Annotated in this window: 10 protein-coding genes; 7 read left to right on the forward strand and 3 right to left on the reverse strand. The window is 43.2% G+C overall.

The window, feature by feature from the left end; genetic code table 11:
* Window positions 1-30: 30 nt before the first annotated feature.
* Window positions 31-567: a hypothetical protein gene (locus tag PTE_RS25575; RefSeq protein ID WP_036843316.1), complete on the reverse strand. Its 537-nt coding sequence runs from the start codon at window positions 565-567 to the stop codon at window positions 31-33.
* 1,177 nt (window positions 568-1,744) lie between these two features.
* On the opposite strand from PTE_RS25575, the gene PTE_RS03995 reads away from it, so the two are divergent.
* The 3 genes from PTE_RS03995 to PTE_RS04005 all read left to right on the forward strand — a co-directional run bounded on the left by PTE_RS03995 (window position 1,745) and on the right by PTE_RS04005 (window position 2,859).
* The gene (locus PTE_RS03995) at window positions 1,745-2,128 is read left to right on the forward strand and encodes a hypothetical protein (protein ID WP_036843317.1); all 384 of its coding nucleotides are present in this window, start codon (window positions 1,745-1,747) and stop codon (window positions 2,126-2,128) included.
* A 132-nt stretch (window positions 2,129-2,260) separates the two neighbouring features.
* Window positions 2,261-2,482: a hypothetical protein gene (locus PTE_RS04000; protein ID WP_036843319.1), complete on the forward strand. Its 222-nt coding sequence runs from the start codon at window positions 2,261-2,263 to the stop codon at window positions 2,480-2,482.
* Complete coding sequence (locus tag PTE_RS04005) at window positions 2,479-2,859, forward strand: hypothetical protein (protein ID WP_036843320.1); 381 nt, start codon at window positions 2,479-2,481, stop codon at window positions 2,857-2,859. Before PTE_RS04000 ends, PTE_RS04005 begins: the two co-directional genes overlap by 4 nt.
* An 82-nt stretch (window positions 2,860-2,941) precedes the next feature.
* Here the strand turns inward: PTE_RS04005 and ybfF are convergent, their stop codons facing one another.
* Window positions 2,942-3,727, reverse strand: coding sequence for an esterase (gene ybfF / locus PTE_RS04010; protein ID WP_036843322.1), 786 nt, complete (start codon window positions 3,725-3,727; stop codon window positions 2,942-2,944).
* A gap of 471 nt (window positions 3,728-4,198) precedes the next feature.
* On the opposite strand from ybfF, the gene PTE_RS04015 reads away from it, so the two are divergent.
* The 3 genes from PTE_RS04015 (at window position 4,199) to PTE_RS26930 (ending at window position 6,668) form a co-directional block, all read left to right on the forward strand.
* Window positions 4,199-5,452, forward strand: a complete 1,254-nt coding sequence (locus PTE_RS04015; protein WP_036843324.1) for a dicarboxylate/amino acid:cation symporter — start codon at window positions 4,199-4,201, stop codon at window positions 5,450-5,452.
* Window positions 5,453-6,014: 562 nt separating this feature from the next.
* Window positions 6,015-6,440, forward strand: coding sequence for a DcrB-related protein (locus tag PTE_RS04020; RefSeq protein WP_036843326.1), 426 nt, complete (start codon window positions 6,015-6,017; stop codon window positions 6,438-6,440).
* A 12-nt stretch (window positions 6,441-6,452) separates the two neighbouring features.
* Entirely contained in the window at window positions 6,453-6,668 is a 216-nt protein-coding gene (locus PTE_RS26930; protein ID WP_036843328.1) for a hypothetical protein, read from the forward strand.
* Between the two features lie 74 nt (window positions 6,669-6,742).
* Here the strand turns inward: PTE_RS26930 and PTE_RS27150 are convergent, their stop codons facing one another.
* Window positions 6,743-6,970, reverse strand: a complete 228-nt coding sequence (locus PTE_RS27150) for a hypothetical protein (protein ID WP_036843331.1) — start codon at window positions 6,968-6,970, stop codon at window positions 6,743-6,745.
* A gap of 193 nt (window positions 6,971-7,163) precedes the next feature.
* On the opposite strand from PTE_RS27150, the gene PTE_RS26940 reads away from it, so the two are divergent.
* Complete coding sequence (locus PTE_RS26940) at window positions 7,164-7,760, forward strand: RHS repeat domain-containing protein (protein ID WP_339366706.1); 597 nt, start codon at window positions 7,164-7,166, stop codon at window positions 7,758-7,760.
* Window positions 7,761-7,782 lie beyond the last annotated feature (22 nt).

Here is a 7,782-nt window from a genome sequence, read left to right on the forward strand (position 1 = left end):
CACAGCCATTAGCTGTTGGCCGCTAAGCGGTCAGTTTGCCGCGCTGCCTGCAAGTTTCTTTAGCTCTGCAAGGATCGCGTTATACAACTGCTCGACGGTAACAATATTAATCAGTGCAGCGTCGACAGGGGAAGCGATCTCCCTGTCTTCCGGCTCACCTTTTCTCTGTCCATAAGAGATTGTCGCCACAGTTGTACTGTCCGGTGCAAGGCGGTTGCATTTGCGAAACGTATATTTATCACCTCGTGCAGCCTCATTATTGAACAGGTACCGTTCAGCGGTGGGTGGCGCTTTCGTCACGAGGAGCACTGTACCCGAGGCGCTCAATCCGACGATCACTCCACATGAGTTCCACAGTCGGTTGTGCCAACGGGGCTCAAAAGCGGGCTGGTCAGGATTTCTGAGCCACTCAAAGAGTGTCTGTGTTGACGGGATCAGCGCACCTCCATTTTGGCCTTCCCCTTGAATGTCCATGAAGGCGTAGGCAGCTCCCCCAGTTGTAGTACCGTAGCGGCACCCGAGATTATTATTAGATATGTATTGAGCTTCTGCGCGTGTTAGTGACATAACTGTTTCCTGATTGTGTCTGTTTTGCCCATAAAATGGACCTCTGCTGTGTTAGTGGTTTGAATATTAATTATTATTAATGCTGTGTGTCGTCGACATCTCTTTTTCGGCTTGTTCCCCTCCCCGTTTGCTGTTGGTGTTAGGCTGATGAATGCCCATAAAGAAAGGTTTGGTCACTCAGAAAGGGAATGGCAGCGCCCTATTTCAGGTCTCGTATAACATTACAAAAGGTATAGGCTTAAAGATAAAATACGTCAATATTTATAATGTATTTATTTGACGAAAGCATACCGGCCGCGCCGTATTGGTGATGATTAAGCGGTGAGAGCCATGTCCTGTGGCAGACGTTATGGCCGGGTGACCAGAGCCTGTAGAATGTTGACAGCAGAACTGGCACTGGGAGCTTCACCCTGATCAGCGCTGAATCAGGCACTTAGTTCCTTTCTTAAGTAAATCTCAGGTTAAAAATATGAAATCTTGCCCTGATTCATTAGATGCGTTTTTAATTAAAAAATAAGAAAAACCTTTGGAACTAAAATCGCTTTTCAGGCTTATCATCTTTTTAACATGATTCACTTTTTACTTGTTTTCTCTTTTTTTAGCGATCGCAAGCTGATTTTTTTCAGTGATTAATCAGCTGAGGGTAAAAAAACAGGTACTCCGTTAATACCTAAGTGCTTTCTCACCTTGATTTTACGAAGTAAGCGATAAAACTAATACCATAAAAAATGGTTAATTTGGCAGGATTTAAGCCCTGAAAAAAGGGTTTTATCGAGAGTTTTGGCAGTAAGGCGAAAATCGCTATTACGGCGGAGTGGCATATTTTGCAAATACTTCTTGGTTTTATTTATTAATATCAACTGTGCCTTCAGTGTGGGGGTCTAGGAAGTCTGTGGGGGAGTAAACAGACTTTTTTGTATGAATATTGCTTTTGAATTTTTGCAATATATGATTCGACGCTATTATCCAAATTATTCATTAAAAAATATTATAATTAAATTCAGTGTTTCTCTGAGTTTAATTTTTTTACTGTTGTGTTTTTATTATTAATAAATTTTTTTTTAGGTAAAAACATGTTTGGAAAATCTGAACAAGCTATCTCTAATATCAATTAAAACTAAAGAATTTTCTCTTTTTATTTCATTTGACTGGGAAAAATTAATCTAAAGGATTTCTTATGGGTAAATCATCAAGCCGTAGTGCGCAATACTTTTTTACCGGGAATTATATTGCTGATAACGATAATAATAATATCGACGCGATTGGGATTGGGGGTCGCATTTATGCCCGTGGCGGGGATGATCACATCACCCTTGGTTCGATTGCAGCGAAAGTCTATACCGGTGAAGGGGATGATACGGTGGTCGGTGGGGCTGCATATTTAGAGATAGAAGATACTCTTGGCGATCTGTCGATAAAAGGCGGTGCGGGTTACGCAGAGATTAATAAAAGTGAGAGTGGTCATGTTTCATTTTCTGGTGCTGCGGGAGGGATTTCCGTGGCGCATTCGGGTGACCGTGGTAACCTTGGTTTTACTGGAGTTGCGGCTTATAACAGTTGAATTCAAAGGTAAAATATGTGACATCAAGATACTCTTGGCGATCTGTCGATAAAAGGCGGTGCGGGTTACGCAGAGATTAATAAAAGTGAGAGTGGTCATGTTTCATTTTCTGGTGCTGCGGGAGGGATTTCCGTGGCGCATTCGGGTGACCGTGGTAACCTTGGTTTTACTGGAGTTGCGGCTTATAACAGTTTGAATTTCAAAGGTTTAAAAGGTGACATCAATTTCAAAGGCGCGGGTGGCTACAACAAATTATGGCATGAAACGGATCGGGGTAATTTGTATTTTACTGGGGCAGGTGCGAGTAACAAAATCGACCGCACCTGGTTAACGATATCAGTGCAGAAGATATGATCCTCTTTAACGGCATTGACTGGCAAAACTTATGGTTTCAGCGTAGCGGATATGATTTAGTGCTGTCGGTGAATCGCTCTATTCAGGACGACACCGCTCAGAGCATATTTGAATCGGTAGGCTCAGTCACCTTTAATGATTACTTTGATGGCAATCGTGCCAAATTGGTGACACAAATGGATAATAATAATGAATCAGGGGAGCGTGGATTGACTGCACTGTCAGACAATGTGGTTGATTTATTGATTCAGACAATGAGCAGTTTTGCTCCCAGCGCAGGCGATAATGGTTTTATCGAAAGTCTGGACAGTAAGGCAAAAATGGCTATTACAACGGCGTGGACAGATACAATGATTGGAAAAGGAAAATTTGCTTAATTAACGCTTTATAATAAAATTATAAAATAATATGGGCTCACAGAAAGGTGAGCCCATATTTATCGCGAGTTAACTGCCTGCATTATTCCGCATCAATATTGAGAAAACGATGAATTGCCCTTAAAACGGCATCTGGTTTTTCTGCGTGAACCCAGTGACCGCAATCGGCGACAACCCAGGCTTTAGCTTGTGGAAATTGTCTGGCGATATCATTTCGATACTCTTCCTGAATATAAGAAGAAAGACCGCCGCGAATAAACAGAGCGGGATGAGGCCATGCAGGTATTTCCTCCCAGCCGATAATCTTTTCATATTGATTGATTAACACCGGCAAATTGAATTTCCATTCGCTCTGACGGAATGATTTTAATAAAAATTGAATAACACCCTCTTCCTGAATATCTTCCCGCATAATTTCGGTGGCTTCCTGACGGGTATTAACGCCGGCTTTCGTCACTTTATTCAATGCGGTAAAAATCTGGTCATGACGGCGAACCTGATAGGCGATTGGCGCTACATCAATAAGAACAATTTTTTCTATCCGCTCTGGTGTCAGGGCGGTCATTGTCATCGCGATCTTGCCGCCCATTGAATGACCAATAATAATAGCGGACTGAATTTGCAGATGATCCAGCAGAGAAATAACATCCTGTGCCATATCGTGGTAATCCATGTTATCTGCCCGTGGAGATAAACCATGATTACGTACATCAACCTGAATAACGGGATAATATTGCTGTAAATCACGGGCCAAGACCCCAAGATTATTCAGATCACCAAATAACCCGTGGATCAATACTACTGGAGTGGAAGCGATAGGATTTTCTGGTGTCTGTATATGATGATTTAACTGGCTGTTTAATTTCATGATGATAATAGTTTTCCTTCGGGTATTGAGATCATGCCGTGTATGTTGTGGGATATTGTTGATTAAATTGTAACAAAGCAACCGGGCTATGCAATTATAGTTAATAATTTCTTGTGGTTTAATCGTTCTTAAAACGTTCGGTGTGTCAAAAACCTGTTAATTTTCATATTAATACTTAATGGGTTGAAAAATAGAGACGCTTAAAATTACGGGTATTTTTAAATAGGAGGTTTTAAATAACTTGTGAGATAATCATTGGTTCAGCCATCTTAAAGTGGTTATTTATTGTATGTTTATGTGATCTATATCTTAAAAAATTGTGTGTTAACTTTAAAATTTTGTGAAAAAATAATGAAAATTTACTTTATATTTTATGTAAATAAAGATATAGGGAAAATTTAACAACAATCACACCGTTCTAATAAGAATAAATAGAATTTGATTTTATACTATGGATTAGGGAATTAAGAAGTGAAAAAAAATTTACTAAAAAGTCTTTATTTTCAAGTTTTACTTGCAATAACTATCGGCATACTGCTGGGGCATTTCTACCCTCAACTTGGCGCAGAAATGAAACCATTGGGTGATGGATTTGTAAAATTAATCAAGATGGTTATTGCGCCAGTTATTTTCTGTACGGTTGTGACCGGTATCGCCGGTATGGAAAGTATGAAAGCTGTGGGTAAAACAGGCGCTATTGCTCTGGTCTATTTTGAAATAGTCAGCACAATTGCTTTAATTATTGGGTTAATAGTTGTCAATGTTGTCCAGCCTGGTGCAGGAATGAATATTGATCCCACTACGTTAGATGTTAAAGCTGTCTCTATATATGCGGAGAAAGCGGCTGAACAGGGAATAATCGCATTTTTACTTGACGTTATTCCAGGCAGTGTCATCGGCGCATTCGCCAGTGGTAATATTTTGCAGGTTTTATTATTTGCGGTGTTATTTGGCTTTGCACTTCATCATTTGGGAGAAAAAGGGAAACCAATCTTTAATATTATTGATGGTTTCTCCCAGGTGATTTTCGGTATTATCAATATGATAATGCGATTAGCACCTTTGGGGGCTTTTGGTGCAATGGCATTTACCATCGGTAAATATGGTATTGGTTCATTGATACAATTAGGACAGTTAATAGTTTGCTTTTATATCACTTGTATTCTTTTTGTCATATTTGTTTTAGGAACAATAGCGAAAGTGACTGGATTTAGTATATTCCGGTTTATCAATTACATTAAAGAAGAATTATTAATCGTATTGGGAACATCCTCTTCTGAATCTGCATTACCGCGTATGTTAGACAAAATGGAGAAGGTGGGATGTCAGAAATCGATTGTTGGTTTGGTGATACCAACCGGATATTCATTTAATCTCGATGGTACTTCTATTTATCTAACAATGGCTGCGGTATTTATTGCGCAGGCAACCAATACACATATGGATATTGTGCATCAAATAACGCTATTAGTGGTGTTGCTTTTATCTTCTAAAGGAGCTGCTGGCGTGACAGGCAGCGGGTTTATTGTATTAGCGGCAACAATTTCTGCTGTTGGGCATTTACCCCTGGCGGGCTTGGCATTAATCCTGGGAATAGATCGTTTCATGTCAGAAGCCAGAGCGTTAACCAACCTGATTGGCAATGGGGTTGCAACGATTGTAGTAGCAAAACGTTGTCGTCAGCTTGATGAAGCTAAATTAAACGAAGTGTTAAATGCTAAATAAGCAAATCTTTAGATTTTTGCCTGCTCAAATGATCAATCAATAAGATGACTCCGGCCATTGGGCCGGAATATTGATATATGATCAAAATAGTAAAGAAATAAATTTATTCCTCCTACCTTGCAAGACAATTAATCTATATTGCTCGGATCGGCGCGCAACACACTTAAACATGCCAGCTTCCTCGGTACACTGATAAGTGCTGCGGTAAAATGCAAAGTTAAATTTCTCTGGTGATTAATGCAAGATCTATAAACCGGGCAAGGTAAATTGATTGAATAAAATTGTAGTGATTTAGTTCATTAAGACGGATTTTCAGCGCGATTATCGGTATTGTTTTGTGACTTAAATCACATTTTATTAAATTCACTGAGTATTAATTCACCTAATAATCAAGACATAGCTGATTTTTTGTTATATCTTTTTGTCTGAATATTAAACGGACAGCATTATTGATTGTATAAGTTTATTGATGACTGAGAAGGGGGTACCCCCTGAATCTGTTTAATCAGGATTATCAATGTTGTTGCTATGTTTGGCATTCCTATATTAAGACAAAAGAAAGATGGACAATCAAGCACGTTGTCAGTTCACTGAAGGCAGCATTCTGTTACCGGCAGGCTATCAGGAACAGACGGTAAACATCCTCATCGCGCCCGATGCCCCGGCGCTGAATATCGCGCGTGATCAGTTAATCGAAGGCGAAGATCTTCCCGGTTACCTCACCCGCCAAAAAGATCTGCTGAAAAACGGTCTGCGCGACTGGCAATTATTGGCAGAACAGCCCATAACGCTGGGCGATAGCCTGCGGCAAGGCACCGCGCTGCTTTCCCGTTATCGGCCCAAAAAGGGGCAGCAGGTCTATCAATATCAGGCGGTATTTCTGCTGGATGAGAAAAAAGCGCTGATTTTCACCCTGTCATCCCAGCAGGCGTTCACCGAGGCGCAACGGCAGTGGTTGGATGACTGCCTGAAAAGTTTCCAGTTCTAGGGAGGGGACGCTATGCCAGAAGCTGCACGGCTCGGAGACACGATAGGCCATTCCAGTGCTATGGCGGGATTGATTGCGGGCACCGTCATCGGTTCATTAATTTCAGCTGCCGGGGGCCCTCTTTGTCGCCGGATTAGCTACATCCTGTCTCGGGATGGGCGTTTTGCTGATGGGTGCCGCCGTTGCGGTGAGCATGGCGGCGGGATATTTAGGCGACATGGCGCGTGACGCCTGCGTCTCTAAGGGGGCCTCGTCGCGCAGTCCCTGCGGGGAAATCAAGAGTGGTTCCCCCAATGTTTTTATCAACAACCAACCTGCCGCCATCGCGACACGCAGTCAAGTGGCGTGCAGTAAAGAAAATGGCCTGCGCCAGAATCCTGTGGGATGAATTTGGCCTGCCGAACGGCTACAAAGATGCGGACGGCCACACCCGTCTGAGTGAATGGGACCAGCATGGCCGCCAACTGAGTTTCACCGATGCCAACGGCAACCAGATCGGCTGGCAGTACAGATGATACTGACCGGCTCATGTTATNTTCTGGNCGGNTGGGNACCNANNCGGCNNTGGNTTACGATNNATTTGGGNGGNTGATCAGTGAAACCTCGCCACTGAAGCAGACTACCCGTTATCACTACGGCTTTGATAATNCGGTGCGTCCCGACAAAGTGACTGATGCCAAAGGCGGGGAAAGNCATTTTACGTGGAATGGTCAGGGGCAGTTGATGCGCCACACCGACTGTTCCGGGCAAAGCAGCACCTGGCGCTACGACGATGAGAACCGACTGAGCCGCTTTACCAACGCGCTGATGGAAACGACCCGTTATGACTATAACGATAGCGGCCAGTTAATCCTCATCACCTATCCTGACGATTCCACAGAACACCTGGCATGGGACAGCGCGGGTCAACTGACCCATCACCAGCGCAATGAGAATGCGTCCCGCGCCTGGGAATACAATGCATCAGGTCAGGTGGTCTGTGCGACGGACCGTTTACAACGTCAAATTCGCTATCAGTACAGTCCCGAAGGGCATCTGATACAGCTCGACAACGCCAACGATGACCGTTACCGGCTGAACCGTGATGCCGAAGGGCGTTTAATCGAAGAAATCCGTCCTGACGACACCTTAATCCGGTACGAATACAACGCGGCGGGCTTATTAAGCACTGAACGGCGCATGGGTGACCGCGTGTTCCAGTACCCGGAACGGCAGGTACACCAGCATTATGATGCGGCCGGTCAGCTGATCCAGCGGGAAAACCCACACGGACACTTACCAGTACCGGTGGGACAACATGGGCAGGTTGCTGGAGGCTAGTCGTGAACCGAACGACAACGGT

This window comes from Photorhabdus khanii NC19 (assembly GCF_000517265.1).
Classification (GTDB): domain Bacteria; phylum Pseudomonadota; class Gammaproteobacteria; order Enterobacterales; family Enterobacteriaceae; genus Photorhabdus; species Photorhabdus khanii.